This window comes from Mesorhizobium sp. B2-3-5 (assembly GCF_006442395.1).
GTDB lineage: Bacteria > Pseudomonadota > Alphaproteobacteria > Rhizobiales > Rhizobiaceae > Mesorhizobium.
The window spans coordinates 1-15,709 of the sequence record NZ_VFVX01000063.1 but is presented as its reverse complement, the minus strand read 5'-3'; the positions used below and the strand labels follow the sequence as shown (position 1 = coordinate 15,709).

The following is a 15,709-nucleotide window of genomic DNA, read 5'->3' as shown; positions in this document are numbered from 1 at the left end:
ATCCAGCAGACATGATGAATCAGATATTCTCGCCGATGGGAATCCCTCGCGATTCCATCAGGTCAGATTATGCTCTAAGCGCCCTAAACCCCCAGCGCGTCCTTCACCCTCTCTCGCGTGTAAGGCAGATCGTAGATACGCTTGCCTGTCGCACTCCGGAACGCATTGGCGATGGCGCCTGCAGTTGGCCCTTGGGCGGCTTCGGCGACACCGAGATAAGGCGTGCCTGGATTATCGACGACCTGCACCTCGATGCTGTCCGGAACAGTGCTGAAACGCAGGATCGGATAAGTCGACCAATCGGGACTCAAGATGCGCGTGCTGTCGAAATGCACCGCCTCGTAAAGCGTCCAGCTCATCGACTGCAATATGCCGCCTTCGGTCTGGTTGACGATCGAATCAGGGGCGACGGCTTCGCCGCAATCGACCGCCGCGACGACGCGCGACACCATGATCGTGCCGCTGTCGCTGTCGACATCGGCCTGCAGCGCGATGGCCAGATAAGCGGCGTGGTTCTTGTATTTGGCGAAGGCGAAGCCCCTGCCCCGGCCTTCCGGCAAAGCATCCTTCGACCAGCCAAATTTTTGCGCCGCGACCTCGATCACCTTCTTAGCGCGCGGGTCTTTCAGGTGGCGTAGGCGGTATTCCACCGGATCGGCGTTCGCCGCCAGCGCGAGCTCGTCCATGAAGCTCTCGATAGAGAAGACGTTGCTATAGGCGCCAAGGCCGCGCAGCGAGGAAACCCGCACCGGCATGTCGGCGATGAAATGCCAGTTCACACGCAGGTTGGGCACGTCATAGAGCGGGATGGCGTTGCGGTCGCCATTGCCGAGCGGCGATATCTGCAGCTTCGCCGGATCCGGCGGGAAGTGCCGGGCCATCAAGCGGCCGGCGATCAGCGATCCGGCCGAGCCCGGCCGCGTGCCATGGCTGTTGCTCCACAGGTCATAGTGCCAACTGACGATGTTGCCGTTCTGGTCGAGCGTGGCGCTCGCCCTGGTCAGCATCGCCGGCCCGTATGGTTCCCACAGATGCTCCTGGTCACGCATCCATTGCACGCGCACCGGCTTGCCCGGCACCTTCTGCGCGATCAGAGCCGCGTCGGCCGCCGCATCGTCGGCGCCGTTGTGGCCGTAGCACCCGGAGCCTTCAGTGTGGATGCAGCGCACCTTCTCCTCCGGCACGCCGAGCATCTGAGCAATCGCCTTGCGGTCGGGATAGACGCCCTGCGTGTGCGTCCACACCGTCGTCAGGCCATTGTCCAACATGGCCACCGCGCTCGACGGGCCGATCGAGGCGTGCATCTGGTAGGCGCGCGTGAACTGCGCCTTGAGCGTCCTTGCGCCAGGCACGCTATCGGCACCGACCGAGGTCACGCTACCGATCTCCGATACGGATTTTTCGAGGAAGGCCGGCAGGTCGTATTGGTCGGGAAGCCCCGGCTGCTCCTGCCACTTGGCGACGCCGGCCATGGCGCGCATGGCCCTCACCGCCTGGAACTCCTGCTCGGCGATCACGGCCAGGAAATCGCCGTCGCGCACCACCGCGATGACGCCAGGCATCGCCTTGACAGAGGCATCGGCGAAGTCGGTGAGCTTGGCGCCGTAGCTCGGCGGACGCACAACGCGGGCATGCACCATGCCCGGCGGCCGCATGTCCTGCACATAGGCTTCCCCGCCGGTGACCTTTGCCGGGATATCCACCCGCGCGAAGGGTTTGCCGATGGCGCGGTAGGCGGTGGGCGGCTTGAGCTTGGTGTCGGCCGCCGCGTCGACATGCAGCACGTCGGCCGAGACCAGTTCGCCATAGCTGGCCTTGGCCCCATTCGGGCCGAGGATCGCGCCCGCCTCGGCCTTGAGCGCCTCGACCGGCGCGCCGAGCTTTTCGCTGGCCTTGGCGACCAGGATCTGGCGCACCTGCGCCGAGGCATACCGGATGGCGGTGCCCGAGTTCTGGATCGTCTGGCTGCCGGCTGTGTAGCCTTCATTCGGCGTCAGCGCGGTATCGGCGGTGATCAGCCTGATCGATGCGGGCTCGACCTCCAGTTCCTCGGCCGCGATCTGGCGCAGCGACGTCTTGGTGCCCTGGCCAAGCTCGGCCTTGCCGGTGAAGACGGTGATCGAACCGTCGGCGTCGATGCGGATCCAGGCGTCGAGCGAAGGCGTATCGGCCAGGCTGCCAGGTAGTTTCGGCTTCGCCGTCTGGGCGCCGGGCGCGCTTGGTACCTCGCCCTCCTGCGCCTCGGCGGGGATGGCGAAGCACACGACCAGCGCGCCGGCTCCCGCCAGGAAGCCGCGGCGGGTGACATCGGGAAGCAGGTTCGATGCGTTCATCATCCCCTCCCCGTGGCGGCGGCCGGCGCCATGTTGTCGGCGGACTTGCCCTGCATCAGATCGCGGGCGCGGGCCACGGCCCGAAGGATGCGCATATGCGTGCCGCAGCGACAGAGGTTGGGCTCCAGCGCCTGCCTGATGTCGGCGTCGGCGGCATCGGGCTTTGCCTCAAGCAGCGCCTGCGCCCGCATCATCATGCCGGCGATGCAATAGCCGCATTGCGCCGCCTGTTGTTCGATGAAAGCTTTCTGCATCGGTCCGGGAGCGTCGATGGTGCCAAGGCCCTCGACCGTCTTGATCTCGCGCCCCTCAACCAGCATGGCCGGCGTCAGGCAGGAAAAGACCGCCTTGCCGTCTACCATCACCGTGCAGGCGCCGCACTGGCCGAGGCCGCAGCCGAACTTGGCGCCGTTGAGCTTCAGATCGTTGCGCAGCACATAAAGCAGCGGCGTCGCCGGATCGACGTCGACGTCATGTGACGTGCCGTTGACGTTGAGCTTAAGCATCAGTCCTTGGCTCCTACATTGTCCGGGCTGCGCTCGATGCCGTCCGAAGGCCCGACGCTGACCCGATATTTTCCGCTCCTGGTATCGGCGATCTTCGTCTTCGCGTCCGCCCATGCCGGCTTCTGGGCATAGGTCTCGCGCAGATAGCCGAGCAGGTCCGCCACCTGATCGTCGGTCAACGTCGCGGCAAAGCCCGGCATGATCGGGCTCTCCCGGCCGCTCGTCGCCGGCAGGCCAAAAAGCACGACGTTGATCGCATTTTGCGGCTCGCGCGCGGCGATTGTGCTGGAGAGATGGAAATCGATGCCGCCGAAAGGCTGCGGGCGGCTGCCGTCATGGCAGGTGGCGCAGGCCGCCTGGTAGATCGCGCCGCCGCGGCTTGTCGGACTGCCGGTGGTGGCGCTGGCCGGTGTCGGCGTGCCGCCCTGGTCGATCGAAAGCTTCTTGCGGATGTCCTCGGCTGCCGCCGCACGCTCCGGCGTCGGCTCGCTCATCCGCGAGATCAGGTAAGTGGCGATGGCGCTGATATCGGAATCGGGAAGCCGGCCGAGATTGCCCGTGACCTCGGCCATTGGCCCGTTGGCCACGCCGTGATCGGCATGCCAGCCTTGGCGCAGATAGGCATCGAGGCTGTCATGCGTCCACGGGACCGGCGCGGACGATGATCTGTCGAGCGCGAAGGCATCCCAGCCCTCCGCTTCGCCGCCTGCCAGGTGCGCGCCTTTCCGCTCGGCGCCCAGGGCATTGCGCGGCGTATGGCAGGCGCCGCAATGGCCAAGCCCTTCGACGAGATAGGCGCCGCGGTTCCATTCGGCACTCTGCGCGGTATCCTCGCGATAGGCGCCTTTGTGGAAGAAGAGCAGCTTCCAGCCCGCCAGCACGAAACGCAGGTTGAGTGGGAACGCCAGCTCATTGGCGGGAGGCCGGCTCTCCACGGCATGCCGCGTCATCAGATAGGCATAGAGCGCCTTGTTGTCCTCGTCTGAGACCAGCGTGAAATGGTCGAACGGGAAGGCCGGATAAAGGTGATCGCCGTCGCGCTCCACGCCTTCCCGCATCGCCCGGCTGAAGGCAGCTTCCGACCAGCGGCCGATACCGGTCTTGGGGTCCGGCGTGATGTTGGTGGAATAGATGGTGCCGAATGGCGTCGGCACCGCTAGTCCGCCGGCAAAGGACTTTCCGCCGGGCTTGGTATGGCAAGCCGTGCAGTTGCCTACAGAAGCGAGCACCGCGCCCTTCTCAATCAGCGCCTGGTCGAAGGAGGTGCGCTGCGGCGGTTCGATCGGGTCGATCGCCGGCTTCCAGGCGTAGACGGCAAAGCCCGCCAGGCAGACGATAATGAGGATGAGAACGCCGATCCAGAAGCGTTTCAAGGAGGTACTCCTTACGCTAGGTGCGGCGGGCGCGTTGTCGAACCGGCCGTTCAGCGTCGCAGGCTTGACGCCACGCGGAGAGAACTAGGTTCGAGGTGCGAGGCGTCAATGACAGCCAATCTCCCCCCTTGTGGGTCCCAAGTGGGAGAGATCGGCCAATCGCCGGCGCCGAGCTACTCCGGCGCCCCGGCAAACAGCGCCGTGCCATCGCCTGCCGCCGCCGGCCAGCCGCGGATGGCGCGGTCAATGCCGTGTGATAGTGACCAACGGACTCTACTCAATTCTGAAGTTCAGGGTCCCAGGTCACCACGTCCGTGTCCGCCTGCTCGGTGTCCGGGGAACGTCCAGATCCGCAGGCGCGGCCCGAACAACGGGCCTGGCGTCAAGCCGGTCTCGATCACCAGATCGGGACAGATAGCGAGGCTGGCCGCTGCGTGTTGTTCGACGCGGAGCAATCCACATGGCAAGCGCCTCCGGAGTCAGCCACAGGGTCGGGCTGCCACGCCGGCGTAGCCCCGCCTCACAGTCCGGCCCGTTCGTCACCCCGAATTTCATCTTGCCGATGCGATGGCGGCGGGCGGTATGATGCTTTGAGAGACATCGCTGCGACAAACCGCTTATTGAGATTGCCCCTCGCCTACATAACAACCGCTGAATGATCCGTGCACCGCTTCGTCAGGCCGCCGTTACTGGATCGCTACCTGTGGTCGCCGCATTGAGGCTCATGGCTTGATCGGCCTCTTCCCGCTCATTAGTGGTGAACGTGCGCTCCAGTATTGAACTCAGCGACAGTGGATTTCAGAAGCCGGAGGGCGCCGGGCAAATCTTGGGCGTCAATCATGCGCTGCATTTCGTCGAAGATGCGCTCAATCAGTGCGAGTTCGATCGACCGTGCAGATGCCGTCAGGATGCCCGTCGCACCGGTCTGGCTCAAGGTTTCCTTGCTATCGAACAATTCCTCGTAGAGTTTTTCGCCAGGCCGAAGTCCGGTGTAGACTATCCGGATGTCGGTGTCTGGGCGCCGCCCCGAAAGACGGATGAGATTTCGAGCCAGATCCACGATCTTTACAGGCGGCCCCATGTCGAGAACGTAAATTCGGCCGCGTTCTTCTTGTTGCGCAGAGTTGTGCGCTGCCGCCTGCATGACGAGGAGGCAGGCTTCCGGAATAGTCATGAAAAAGCGCTCAATCTCTGGATCGGTAACTGTTACCGGCCCTCCGGCCTTGATCTGCTTTTCGAAAAGCGGGACCACAGATCCGGCTGACCCCAGGACGTTGCCGAATCGCACTGTGACAAAACGTGTGCTGTTGGTCTTCGAGTCGAGGTCCATTGCCTGGCAGAACATCTCCGCCATCCGCTTGGTCGCGCCCATTACGCTGGTAGGATTTACGGCCTTGTCAGTCGAAACCATAATCATCTTGGGGACATTGGCACGGAGCGCCGCCTCGGCGACATTACGAGTCCCGATCGCATTGGTGAGAATACCTTCAAGCGGTTGAGCTTCAATGATCGGCACATGCTTTAGTGCTGCAGCGTGGAAGATCACGTGGGGTCTGTGGCTCTGGACAACAGTGTTGACAGCCCCCTTTTCACGCACGTTGCAGAGGGAAGCATGGAGTTCGAAGTTGCGGCGTGCGCCAGAGAGCTCAGACTCAATGGAGTAAAGTGCATACTCGCTGGCGTCCACAAGAACGAGGCTCCGGGGGCTCAAGGCCGCAACCTGCCGCGCCAACTCGGATCCAATCGAACCGCCTGCGCCGGTGATCAGGACAGTCTTGCCTTCGATCATCGAGGCTATCTTAGGGGAGTCAAGCATAACGGGTTGCCGTTGTAAGAGGTCTTCCAACTTGATCGGACGCAGTTCGATCTCTGCATCGATCCTTTGCATGTCAAAGAGGTTCGGAAGCCTCAGGATTTCTACTTTCTGCCGGGCAGCGATTTCAACCAACGCTTCGACACTGGCGTGCCGCTGATAATCATCGCGCGATCGTGTCAGGATTATCGCCTCGGGCCGGCGTCCCCTAGCCTCGAATTGATTGAGGATCTGCGGTAGTCTTTCCAATGGCCCTAATACAGGGACCCCGCGAATAGAACGCCCGGTCCTACGGCCACGTTCGTCGATAATCGCCAGGACCTCGAATGAGGCGCTGTTTCTCTCCTTGATGGTTCTCAGGAAGGCCTCAGCGTTATCTGTCGCTCCAATCAAGAGCACATGCTTGCCGGTGCCGCGATCGGCCAACCTCCCTCGAATGACATCGTGGCGATTCCGATAAAGCCGATACGCAGCACGCGGTCCGGCTAGGAGCACGATCAGGAAGGCCCAAGCGATAAGAATGGAAGAACGGGGGATCGAATTCAGTCGATCCAGCAGGAATTCGATCACAGTGAAACTGGCCACGGACAGGCTAGCCGCATAGGCTATTGCCAAGAAATCCGACAGCGATGCGTAGCGCCAAATACCTCGATTCAGCCCCAGCAAAAAACCGACGCCACTAACCACAATTCCGAAAAGAACAGCCGCATTCAAGAATACCGCTAAATTTTGAGCGACACCATCGAAATCCAATCTCAGCACGAAGGACAGCAGCATCGCGACAGCGCCCATTACGCCATCGTGCATTAGCGCTAATCCTCGCAACAGCATCGGTCGAGAAATTGGTTTAGAGCGTTTCAGGTTGTCTTCGTTCACCAGATAGGCCCGAACCGCTTCAGCGAAATATTTGGATAAGCGACGAGGATCCGGGCAAAAGGGTTCGGCACCGAAAACGGACTGAAGGTCGGCGATGTCGCGGCGGAATATTCACCGCAGGAGTGCCCATCTCGCAGAATACAGCCTGCGGTCCAACCGGTGCCGAAACGCGGAACGAGGTGAACGCCTGCTGGGTTTTCTGGCCTGTTGGTGGGCAAGCCACAAACGTCCGTCGCCAACAATTTCAAGCCCTTTTCCCCCGAAATCGGTACATCTTTATTATATTTGATGCACCAACTCGGCAAGCCGGCGATCAACGGACCGATAAGCGCACGATTTTATCGAAATGCGGTCTGCAGTGCTCTTCACTGTTTTACGCGGGCCGGTGATGGCTGTCTCCTACCGGAGCGAATACGTTCAATTGGCCGTCTCATTCGCCTGTCGCCTCGCTGCATCTATCAGGTCTCGTGTCGCTTGAGCGACCTTGGCAACCGGTAGTCGATGAACGCAGTAGACGCCACCCGGGTTGCCGGGTTTGCACAAATCGGGCGCAACACACTGGCAAGGCAGCGGCGGCTCAACCGTCCGGTGAAGCACGCCCAAGGGCCCCCATATGTCGGGTGGCGTGAGGCCATACAGGCCCACAACTGGGGTTCCGACTGACGCAGCCATGTGCATTGGGCCGCTCTCGTTTCCCAGAAAGATAAACGCATCTGCAAGCAAAGCAGTTAGTGTCTCAAGCGAGACCTTACCAACAACGCTCACCAAAGGTGACATTGCCACGTTTAAGATTGCTTGCTCGGTTGCCCTTTCATCGGGTCCACCAACCAGCAGTGACCGCAGGCCCGTCGTTATATAGACCTCGTCGATTACCGCAGCGAACCGTTCAGGTTGCCAACGCCGCCCTTCGAAGCTTGCTCCAGCGTGTACTGCGACGAAAGCTTTTATAGCCAGATTGCTTCGAGTCAGAACCTGGGCAGACGCGCTTCGCCCGACTGGTGTAGGTTCAAGCCTCGGCGTCACTTCGCGTAGTTCGATCCCAAGTGCTTCAAGCGGGGACAGATATCGGTACAAATAGTGCGCGCCTCCATGGCCGAAGGCTTCAGCAAATATGTTAGCAGGCTGAACTTCCCAAAATTTCAGGGGCCTGTCCGGGGGATTGTATCCAACGCGCAGCGGGGCGCCGATTGACCTGTGTACTATCCGTGATGTCTTCGAGTCAGCCACATCAATGGTGAGATCGAATTTTCGGCGGCGGAGGTCAGCGACCAAGCATGAATATTCCTTCACTCGCTGAAGCAGGCTTCTACCAGCACTTCGACGCTCGAATCCGATGGCCACGTCTGCGATATTTTGGCTGACTACGAAGTCCCGCAGGCCAGGAGCGCAAAGCATGGCTATCGCAGCGTTTGGGTAAGCGAGGCGCAGATTTCGCACGAGCACCGACGTCAGAATGACGTCTCCGATGTACTTCGTCTGGATAACGAGAATGGACTTGATAGTCTGCCGATCAATCATCGAGATATTCAGCACGCCGACCTCCCGACGGGCGGGTGATGTTCATCATTACTCGGCTCGTGGCTCGAAGTAATGGCTATCGTTCTGTTCAACATCGACGCGATGTCGTCTTTGCTATAAAGTTCTGGAATAGTCGCCATATTGCGAGATTCCTAAGAAACACTCGTCATGGCATCTGTCCCTGCCACAAGGGCAATCCAGTTTCTGCTGCGAAGTCTCTATCCTGTGCATAGATTGGCTCGCCTCTTCTCACTACCAGTCGAAGCAAATCCGCATCTTCGTCGGCATGATATCGAAAGGCATTTCGGGTGTCATATCCATGCCCGGCCTGGGACAGCGAAAACCCGCTGACTACAACAGGAGCGTAACCGGCGAAGCGCGCCAGCATAATAGCGAAGGCTCCGGTGGAGATTTTCCGGTGCCAGCGGTGGGACACATGATATTTGCCGCTAAGCCGCCAGACGATGTTGGCAAGTTGCCATTTGGTGAGCGCTTGCAAGGTGTCATAACGATAATTGAAGGTGCTACAACCGGTTTTCAGCTTGTCCTCAACGTTCGGCCAAACCGGTATGATCAGATGTTTTGCCTGCCGTCCTTTTAACAAATCGCGCTTGTAAAGGTCCTGTTCGCCCTCGCCGACTACAATGCCGCGGCGGATGACGGCGATATCAGGAACGGGGAGGCCGAAGGTTTCCGCCAAAAGCTGGGAAGCATTGACGGTCACAAGTGTCCAATCGGCATCATGTCCCTCCGGGAGGCGAAAGTTCGGCGCCGACCCCATCACCAAAGCGGGACCCGTGACCCTGGGCAAGCGAAGAATTGGCTTTGAGAAGGTTGGCAATAGTTTCAAAAGCGGAGTTTTCATGCGGGAATCTGAACCGCCTGTTCCTCAAACGCACGCAGAATGCTCTCTTCTCGGCTCCACAATTCGTCCCATTGCGTGGCGCCAGACCAGCCCGCAAACCAAGGACCGCCGAGCGTGTAGTGCGCCAGCGAGACATCGGCGGGGTCGAGTTCCGAAGCCGAAGCCCCTACGAGGTAGTTCCATGCCAAAGGTAATTCCCCGATCTCATGGTCCTCAAGCCATTTGAAGGCGTGGAGGTCACGTCCAGGCCAGGTATTGAGCATCTCGTTGGTCAGCCGTTTGTTTGAGGGATGATCTAGATTCCACAAAACGACCGACGACCAGTTTTTGCGGCGATAGAACGTCTGCGTTTGTCCGTCCATTTTGACCGCTTCGGATTCGCGTTGCTGGTGCTTAACCGCCATAATCGCGTAGGAAGGATCGACTAGGTCGAGCAGCTTGGCTGGATCCTTCAGAAACAGGACGTCACAATCGCAGAACATGGCCCAGCCGCCTTGCCTCACAAACGGAATGGCAAAGCGCGATATGGCAAACTCGGTCGCCATCGGTGCCTCGGAAATCGGGCACCAGAGCTTACCATCACGAACCACCATCGGTCGCTTCATGATTCCTTGGGCTTCAAGCTCTTTGAGCACGAGGGGCTGTATCTGCAACGGCGTGCTTGTCCGCCGATAGGCGCTCCATCGCGCTACGTCTAGAACTCGGGATTCGCGCGGGTCATACCCAATGTAGATTGGTATCATGTGGCAACTCTATATTGGTGCGGATTTACTCGAATTAAGCAGGGAATCACTGCAAGCGGAAGACCCGAAGTACAGCGGAGCACTTCTTCGCGGTGGCGACCGTGCACGGTGATCGGCACCAAATGCGCGAAAGATCTCGGGAGAAGCGGGCCACGGCCTCCCCGTCCTTGTCGTACCAGGGGAAAATCGTAGTCTTCCTTTCGATCTGAAGTCATGGTTCCGTCCTCGTTTCCCACCACCCTCTGAAATAGGTCGCCAACTGGTTTTCTCCACCTTGTGGAAGAAGACGGCAGACGCAGCTAACCGCTCCGCGTCAGAACCCGAGAGCGCGGCGGGCAAGTTCACCTATGCCGAACTCGAAGAGAACGACGAGGACCTGAAGAAGCTCCGGACCTGGTTCGAGAAGATCCGCAAGCTCGATTTCTATGCTGCATCTTTGGGTGCACAGGCCGACGAACGGCTCGCGCGGTGCGAGATGCTTCGCGACGAGTTTGCGCGGCAGGCCTTCGATGTTCAGGACGAGAAGCGGGCGGCAAACGGAGGGCGCGGGGCCAACCACAGGAGGTGAGGCCAAATGACCGCGTTTCTTCGCCTGAAGACGGCACTCGATCGGCTGGAGCACCGCGAGCGCACACCCAGCGGAGCCGGATGCGCAGCGTGTCCCGAGGTCCTGGTTCGCGAATTATGGCCTCTTTTTTGGTGCGCATCCGGGCGGGCGCTCGGCAGTCTACCGTTGACCCGGATTTCCTTCGCTCGCGCCTCGGGCGACGAGTGACGCGAATACGGGCTCATACAGATAGGCGAGGCTTCGTGCCGCACTGCCCGTAAGATGGTCGGCATCCTTGTAAAGCGGCATGCCGTCGCGGACAGCCTCGCAGTGCCCTTTGCTGCAGAATGCGGAAAGCGGATCGACAATCCGAGCGCCGTACTTTGCCGCCAGGTCTGCCAGAATCGCGCGCGAGAGAGCCTGCCGTTTCGCGATATAGTCCCAGGGCGGAGCGATATCGGTCGAGCCGCCCGTGAGCATTGCCCGCGCGGCAGCCTCGGGAACGTAGCGGCCCATCTCAGGCACATCCATGACCAGCACGACCTTTGTGCCTTGCCGCGTGAGGTCGGCCATCAGCCGGTCGAGGGCTTCGCCGATCTGCGCGGATTTGTCCTCGAGTGGCGGGGGCATCGAGGCGTCGAAGAAGACCCCCTCATGGGGAAGTTCGCTGTCGTGCACGTATTTGGGCCAGTAGGCCACGAGGAATACAAGCGGGATCTGGCGGGCAGCGATCAGCCTGCGGACCGCCGCGTTGAATTCCAGGCAGCCCTGCTCGTCGCTTCGGTTGGAAGGCTGCAGGTCGGGAAGCGGCGGACAGCCGTCACGGCCCGCGAAAAGGCCGGATATTCCTGTCTTGGCCGCGGCAACATCGACCGCGGGGGCCATTGCGGCGGAATGAGAGTCGCCCCAGACCAGAAAAGCCGGATCTGCCTGTCTTTTCGCTCCAACTGTGCAGAGCTTTCCGGAACCGATGTCCTCCAGCGTCGGGCGGATGTTGCCGCGGGAGTGCTCGAGGCAACCGGATTGACCGAAGCGGCTGACGTCGTAGGTCGCAGCGTAGACCATGCGCACAACCGCCGGCAGCCTCGACGGCAGACCGCCTTCCCTGGCGACGTAAGATCCGAATCCGATCGCTGCGGCCATCGCAGTGGCCGCGGCTGCGAACAAGGCCCTGCGGCCGACACGGCTGGCGCCGCTGCGGAAGGGCTTTTCGATAAAGCGCCATGAGAGAGCGCCAAGAATGATGGAGCAGCCAACGATTACGCCGCCTTGGGCCACCGACGGCTTGTGGCCGAGGATGTAAGGCGTGAAGACGATGAGGGGCCAGTGCCAGAGATACAGGGAATAGGAAATCAGGCCGACAGAAACCACGACCGGCATCTGCAGCGCTCGACCGATCGCGCCGTCTGCGGCACGAGCGTGGATAACCAGCCCAGCCCCGAGGCACGGGAGCAACGCAGCAAGGCCGGGGAACGGCATTCCTTCGCCGAAAGTAAAAACTGCAACGGCAATCATGCCTATACCCAGCGCAGCCAGCGCTTGCCGTGTGAGCGGCCGCGACAGCGGCGGCGCGATCTTGAAGGCCAGCAGAACGCCAAGCAGCAACTCCCAGGCGCGAAACTGCGACAGGAAGAAAGCGCCCGTCGGCCATTGAAACACGCTCCAGGCGCTCGCTGCGAGCGATGCGACAAACAGTGCTGAAAGCACCGCGACGGTCCGGCTGCGGCCAAATCTGCCGAGTGTCATGAGCAGTATGGGAAAGACAATGTAGAACTGTTCCTCGACAGCAAGCGACCACGTATGAAGCAGCGGCTTCATCTGGGCGCCTATGTCGAAATATCCGCTTTCCTTCACGAACTGGATGTTCGAAGTGAAAAGGGCGGTCGTCCACATGCTGCGCCCGAGATATTTGAACTCCTCCGGCATGAAGAACATCCAGGCGCCAACGGCACAGGCCGCAATCATGGCGAACAGTGCCGGGAAGATTCGCCGGATGCGCCGTTCGTAAAAACGCAGCAGGCTGAAGTCGCCTTCGGCGATCTCGCCTGCAATCAGCGATGCGATCAAATATCCGGAAATGACGAAGAACACGTCGACGCCGACGAAGCCGCCTTGGAAGCCGGGAATGCCTGCGTGGTACAGAATCACCGGGAGCACGGCGATCGCGCGAAGCCCGTCGATGTCGGCACGATAGGGCACCCGGCCCGGCGAAGGTAGCAGCGTTGGTGATTGCGCGATCTGACTCGGCAATACAACGTTCAACGCGATTCTCCTGGAGGTTGCCGGCGGAGTGCTTCTGTCGTGCGAATGTGACCGTTGTGGAGCGGAAGCGTGACTCAATCGCAGCACTCCATGTTGAAGTCAACTATGCCGGATGCGGTGGGACACCAGACCGGTGCCCCATCGAGCACGCCAATGACATCTGCCGCGACCCGACCCAACGAGTACCGCACGCTTTGGAAACGATCGGCGGCTTCCGGGATAATGGTTCGGCAGGCCGAACGGCAACAGGTGGGCGCAATGCAGACTTTGCTGGTCTGACGCCTGTCATTCCCCGCTATCTTCGTCGTCGTTTCCATCGTTGGGTTGATAGCGCTGAACTGGTTCGGTCGATTGCTCATCAACGTACGCCTGGCAGCCCTCGTTGAAAGACCGGCTATTCCCGTCGCAATCGCTTTCGTCGGTGATGTCGTTCCTTTGCGCCCAATTGTACCCTGCCTGATGCCCCGAGCAGCCGTCACTGCAATTGTAGCCATAAAACATCTCTTGCGCGTTTGCCGGAGCCACGAGTGGGCTGGCCAATGCTACGGAACCTGCGGCGATAAGGATTCGAATGTTCATGAAATGCTCCAAACAGCGTTCGACGCTGGGTTTGTTTTGGCGACCCAGGGGAAGGTGAGGCTGGCTACGGGGAGGCGACCTCCCCGAGCGTGGCGACGTTTGCGCCGCCCTTCTCAACTTCTCAATAGTCCCAGCCATCATCATAAAACGGCGGATAATTGGGAATGACCCGGATGATCGGCCGCGGGCGATAATAGCGCCCGTAGTATGGCGGCTCGTAAGTCCGGAAGATCCGCCGATAGTGGTCGTAGCGGTGGTGCCGGTCATAATGCCGATATTCTCTATGTTTGTGCCCCCTTTGCGGTCGGACGCAGTAGCCGTCCCGGGTCAGGTATGCACACGTCACACGCGCCTGCTGGATCAAGCGATCGTGGGCCGGCGCGTCAATCGAGAGCGGCGCTGCGTGAGCGCTAAATGTCAACGACAAAATCGCGCTGGCCAAGGCAAGAACCGACAATTTCATCGACCTCTCCGTCGTCTCCACTTTGTTTTTCGGCTGCACATATGAGCTGAACCATATGCTTCCCTTTGCTCATGGGCGGCGCCAGGAAGCGCGACAGTTCGGCGGCGTAGGAGAGCGGCCGGCGGCCTGACCTAATTACCTTCGCAGGGATGCTGAACCCGAAATTTCAACAGATCTGCCACGACCTTTTGGTTTTCATCGTCGGCAAGCGGCATCGAACGCAAAATTGCCAGAAGCTGCGGACTGCACTCGAAAATTATGTCCCTCGCTATCAAGTCTGCACGGCCACAAACATGCTCGAATTTAGGGATGCTGGCTGCAAGACAAGCGTCATAGGCTTCTCTCAGCGTTTCGGCTTCAGCGGTCCCGGAAGATACCGCCGCGACAACCAACAGACAGGTGGTGGCCGCCCTCATCACCGTAGATCACTCTGAAATGCTCATGACTTCCTCAGCCTCACGCCGGCGCAAAAACCGCTGCAACAGCCACGAAAGCTCGGCTGCGCATGTTCCCCTCCCTTTTCCCCAAAGGCACCATCGCGCCGGCCATGGTCAAACGCAAGCTTGGCGCTCGGGGCCCACTGTCATAACGAAATTATATCCGGGCTTATGGCCCCATAAGCCCACCCGGTACCAACTTCTTGCATCGGTGGACCGACAGGCTCGGGCCCGGCCATGGCTCAATGCATCAGGATCTTGTCGGACTGTTCGCCTGCTCGGATTGCAAGGCTGCCTGCCGCGATTGGCGCCCGGTGTTCTTCACATGCTTCCAGATTACGAAGGCCTGCAGCGGGAGCGCTATCGCGATTGGAAGCCGACTTCGAAAGCGCCAAGCGAGAGACGTAGGACTTTACGCAGCGGCGCAGCAGCATTGTTGCGTGGGGGACTGGCAGCGGAAGGCCGCTAGAGGCCTGACCGGCAGGGCATTGGTCGAAATTCGATGGCCGGCTAAGCCGTACCTGTGTCAGTCGGCACCACCACCACCGCCGCTGCCACCGCTGCCGCCGCTCTCACCACCAGCATGCTCGCCGCTTTGGTGGTCGCCGCTTCGACGGAGCATGCTGGAGACAGCGCCAGGTCATCCAGAAGCGCCTGTTCCGATCGCTGTATTAGTTCGTCTGTTCTCGAATACCCGATCTCGGCATCAGCAGCGTCCCAACGCGCCTGATGTGCGGCAATCGAACGGGCGCCGAGATTAGCTTCGATCGCAGGGCTCCGCCTGTGGCGTTCACAGTTTTGCGGCAGCTTATGAATCTCCAGCCGCATCGACCCTCCCCTATCGCAACTCGTGCAAACGAGAGCGCGTTCGACTGTGCTGAAAAGTGCGTCTTTGCCGTATCGCCGGATCAAGGCTGCCGGTTTGACTTCGGTGTGATGGGCGCAGTTCCGGCACCAGGCTGCCAGGGCCGCTTGCATGCCCGCAAAAGTTGCGCCAGAATGCAACTGGGGATGGGGCTTGGGCGATGGCGATCTATCTCGTCGAAGAAATGGACATGAACAAAGTCCTTTCCGTGCATCAGGCGCATGCCACCAGTCCATTGGAGGCCGCGTCGAAGACTATCGGAAGAAACGTGATCTTGCGCACCTGGAAGAGAAGATGGGTTCGTGTCACAGACGAAACTCGCGGAAGTGTTTTCGCATTCAGCTTCGCTGATAAAGCGAGAGATGAGCGCAGAGGGTGATCCCCCAGAACAGCCGCGTCCCTAGACTAGTCGTCACAAATATCCTTCAGGATCACCGTGCGCGTTCGCGTACCTTTCCGCGCCGCGGAATACATGGCAGTATGGATGCGGCGGACTTGTTCGCCCGGCCGGCGCCTGAAGCCCCCGCGC

The 15,709-nt window shown here is 60.4% G+C and carries 14 protein-coding genes and 1 pseudogene; 2 read left to right on the top strand and 13 right to left on the bottom strand.

Annotation, left to right across the window (positions count from 1 at the left end; translation table 11 throughout):
* Positions 1-83: 83 nt before the first annotated feature.
* The 8 genes and pseudogenes from FJ958_RS30840 to FJ958_RS30805 all read right to left on the bottom strand — a co-directional run bounded on the left by FJ958_RS30840 (position 84) and on the right by FJ958_RS30805 (position 10,027).
* Positions 84-2,333, bottom strand: a complete 2,250-nt coding sequence (locus FJ958_RS30840) for a molybdopterin cofactor-binding domain-containing protein (protein WP_140749731.1) — start codon at positions 2,331-2,333, stop codon at positions 84-86.
* Complete coding sequence (locus FJ958_RS30835; protein ID WP_140749728.1) at positions 2,333-2,839, bottom strand: (2Fe-2S)-binding protein; 507 nt, start codon at positions 2,837-2,839, stop codon at positions 2,333-2,335. Before FJ958_RS30835 ends, FJ958_RS30840 begins: the two co-directional genes overlap by 1 nt.
* The gene (locus FJ958_RS30830; RefSeq protein WP_140749725.1) at positions 2,839-4,212 is read right to left on the bottom strand and encodes a cytochrome c; all 1,374 of its coding nucleotides are present in this window, start codon (positions 4,210-4,212) and stop codon (positions 2,839-2,841) included. The genes FJ958_RS30835 and FJ958_RS30830 overlap by 1 nt, the downstream gene beginning before the upstream one ends.
* A 350-nt stretch (positions 4,213-4,562) precedes the next feature.
* Positions 4,563-4,767 (bottom strand): annotated as a pseudogene (locus FJ958_RS30825) (IS5/IS1182 family transposase); the annotation flags it as partial.
* A 196-nt stretch (positions 4,768-4,963) separates the two neighbouring features.
* The gene (locus FJ958_RS30820) at positions 4,964-6,901 is read right to left on the bottom strand and encodes a nucleoside-diphosphate sugar epimerase/dehydratase (RefSeq protein WP_140749722.1); all 1,938 of its coding nucleotides are present in this window, start codon (positions 6,899-6,901) and stop codon (positions 4,964-4,966) included.
* 417 nt (positions 6,902-7,318) lie between these two features.
* Positions 7,319-8,434 (bottom strand): glycosyltransferase family 9 protein, encoded by a 1,116-nt coding sequence (locus FJ958_RS30815; RefSeq protein ID WP_246679855.1) that lies wholly within the window; start codon positions 8,432-8,434, stop codon positions 7,319-7,321.
* Positions 8,435-8,585: 151 nt separating this feature from the next.
* Entirely contained in the window at positions 8,586-9,284 is a 699-nt protein-coding gene (locus FJ958_RS30810) for a hypothetical protein (RefSeq protein ID WP_140749719.1), read from the bottom strand.
* Complete coding sequence (locus FJ958_RS30805) at positions 9,281-10,027, bottom strand: hypothetical protein (protein ID WP_140749716.1); 747 nt, start codon at positions 10,025-10,027, stop codon at positions 9,281-9,283. The genes FJ958_RS30810 and FJ958_RS30805 overlap by 4 nt, the downstream gene beginning before the upstream one ends.
* A gap of 274 nt (positions 10,028-10,301) precedes the next feature.
* Between FJ958_RS30805 and FJ958_RS30800 the strand changes: the two genes are divergently transcribed.
* A complete protein-coding gene (locus FJ958_RS30800) occupies positions 10,302-10,595 on the top strand; it encodes a Chromate resistance protein ChrB (protein ID WP_140749713.1) in 294 nt (97 codons plus the stop codon).
* A gap of 159 nt (positions 10,596-10,754) precedes the next feature.
* On the opposite strand, the gene FJ958_RS30795 is transcribed toward FJ958_RS30800, so the two are convergent.
* The 5 genes from FJ958_RS30795 to FJ958_RS30775 all read right to left on the bottom strand — a co-directional run bounded on the left by FJ958_RS30795 (position 10,755) and on the right by FJ958_RS30775 (position 15,143).
* Positions 10,755-12,824: an acyltransferase family protein gene (locus tag FJ958_RS30795; protein WP_246679854.1), complete on the bottom strand. Its 2,070-nt coding sequence runs from the start codon at positions 12,822-12,824 to the stop codon at positions 10,755-10,757.
* Positions 12,825-13,121: 297 nt separating this feature from the next.
* A complete protein-coding gene (locus FJ958_RS30790; protein ID WP_246679853.1) occupies positions 13,122-13,415 on the bottom strand; it encodes a hypothetical protein in 294 nt (97 codons plus the stop codon).
* Between the two features lie 121 nt (positions 13,416-13,536).
* Entirely contained in the window at positions 13,537-13,878 is a 342-nt protein-coding gene (locus FJ958_RS30785; protein ID WP_140749710.1) for a hypothetical protein, read from the bottom strand.
* Between the two features lie 131 nt (positions 13,879-14,009).
* Positions 14,010-14,294, bottom strand: coding sequence for a hypothetical protein (locus FJ958_RS30780; protein WP_140749707.1), 285 nt, complete (start codon positions 14,292-14,294; stop codon positions 14,010-14,012).
* A 531-nt stretch (positions 14,295-14,825) separates the two neighbouring features.
* Entirely contained in the window at positions 14,826-15,143 is a 318-nt protein-coding gene (locus FJ958_RS30775; RefSeq protein WP_181176584.1) for a hypothetical protein, read from the bottom strand.
* Positions 15,144-15,340: 197 nt separating this feature from the next.
* Between FJ958_RS30775 and FJ958_RS30770 the strand changes: the two genes are divergently transcribed.
* Positions 15,341-15,559 (top strand): hypothetical protein, encoded by a 219-nt coding sequence (locus FJ958_RS30770; RefSeq protein WP_140749701.1) that lies wholly within the window; start codon positions 15,341-15,343, stop codon positions 15,557-15,559.
* Positions 15,560-15,709 lie beyond the last annotated feature (150 nt).